We start from the raw sequence: 1,643 nt of genomic DNA, 5'->3' as shown, positions 1-1,643 counted from the left end.
CACAGCTTCTCGGGTTTTTAGGCGGGGAGTTACGCCTGCGGCATAACCTCAAGGGGTGTGTTCATCTTTTCGAACAGAGAAAGGCGCTTCTTCTTGCAGTTGCAAGCCACCCATATACTATGACGCTTGGAAGCCTTTACCTTACGGGCCTCTAGCAGCATCTCTGGCATCGACATACCAAGCCCTGACGCTTCAAGTGCGTCTGCGACCTCGCGGTGGATTATCCCGCTTACCAAGAGCACGAATGCCAGCCCTTGAGCCATGTGGTAGTCCTGTAAACACAGCGTGTGAGCGTCCTGGCCGTTTTTGAAGTAGTCGAAGTAGGTCTCAACCGCCCAGCGCTTCTTATAGATCGAGTAGACCTCATCTGCCGGTGTATCCGCAAGGCTTGTCTCAAGCACGGTGACCGCCATCAGCTCCCTGGAAGCATCGAATCCCTCCTGGGTGTAGCCACGGTCGCCACGACGCAGGTGTCGCAGGTAATTCGCCTGCATAGCCGCCGCCTCGTTGGCATCCCGAAACACGAGCACTCTTCTACCATCGCACCTATGCTCCTTGAATTCCACGATGGCTGACTTGCGGCCCCGCTCATAGACAAACCGCCCGCTTAAGTTCATGTCGGCCACCGCTAAGCGGCAAGCAGAACTCGACTTCGGGAGAGGGATCACGTACTGGCAGCCGTTTGATGTGAACAGCTCGATGTTCTCCTTACTGTAAAAGCCTCGATCCACGACAAACAGCAAATCGCAAAACTCGGCCTGCCCGAGAAGATCGCGCACGCACACCTTATCAGCTGCCCCTCCTTCGTAGAGAGAAGAGAGAAGAGGCATTCCGGTATTGACGTCATAGGCCATCAGTAGATTTGCCTGCTCCTCGCCAAGCCTTCCAAACTTGTAACCCTTCTCGGCAAGTCCGGATTCCTCCGAGCGGCAGCCCATAACATGCCCATCAATCGCAACTTGTCCCGAGCAGCGCTCCACGAGCGCCTGCTCAAAAGCTAAGACCGGGCCTTGACGGCGACCTAAGTCTTCATAAAGCCGCGAAAGCGCGTCGTAGCCAAGCTTAAGTCCAGGTAATCGAAGAGAAAGCGTAGACATCTCGTAGAATGAGGCCACATCGCGCATGTAGGTAAACCCCTGCACGAAGTGAACGAGTGCCGCAGCATAGATACGTTCTGCATCATGCGCTGAGAAAAACTCGCGCAACATCGCTAGCGTTGAACGCGAGTTGGCAAGCGCGACTGCCCATTCACCGAAATCCAGTGCTGAGACCTCCTCATCATGAAGCGAGCCTGAGTTTGCAACGAAGCCACGGACAGGATCGATCTTACCAACACAAGGGCCTGACACAGTTCGCCACGAACCGTCAGCGCGCTTCTCGTTGCGAGTCTCATAGACATAATAGCCACCCGAAATCAGCTTCACGGTTGTACCCTTAGGCTTCATCGCCCTAATCTCTGCCGGAACTGAATATTTACCCACTCTATCCTCCAAACACCACCTAAATACCGCCTAAATTGTAGCATGAGTTGAGCTGGTATGTCAATGCCCCACAAACGAGAAAAGCCCACATAAGCAGGCTTTTCCATGGTTGTTTTGTGTCAGAACCGGCGGTGAGACCGATTGATTACCGCCTAATAATCC

At 53.9% G+C, this 1,643-nt stretch carries 1 protein-coding gene; it reads right to left on the bottom strand.

Annotation, left to right across the window (positions count from 1 at the left end):
• Nucleotides 1-29 precede the first annotated feature (29 nt).
• On the bottom strand, nt 30-1,424 hold the full coding sequence (locus G7Y43_RS10535; RefSeq protein WP_165046365.1) for a transposase: 1,395 nt from the start codon (nt 1,422-1,424) through the stop codon (nt 30-32).
• Nucleotides 1,425-1,643: the final 219 nt, after the last annotated feature.

The sequence above is a fragment of the Adlercreutzia sp. ZJ138 genome (assembly GCF_011038935.1).
In the GTDB taxonomy this organism is placed as follows: domain Bacteria; phylum Actinomycetota; class Coriobacteriia; order Coriobacteriales; family Eggerthellaceae; genus ZJ141.
The sequence above is the reverse complement of the archived record's forward strand: the minus strand, read 5'-3'. Positions and strand labels throughout refer to the sequence as shown.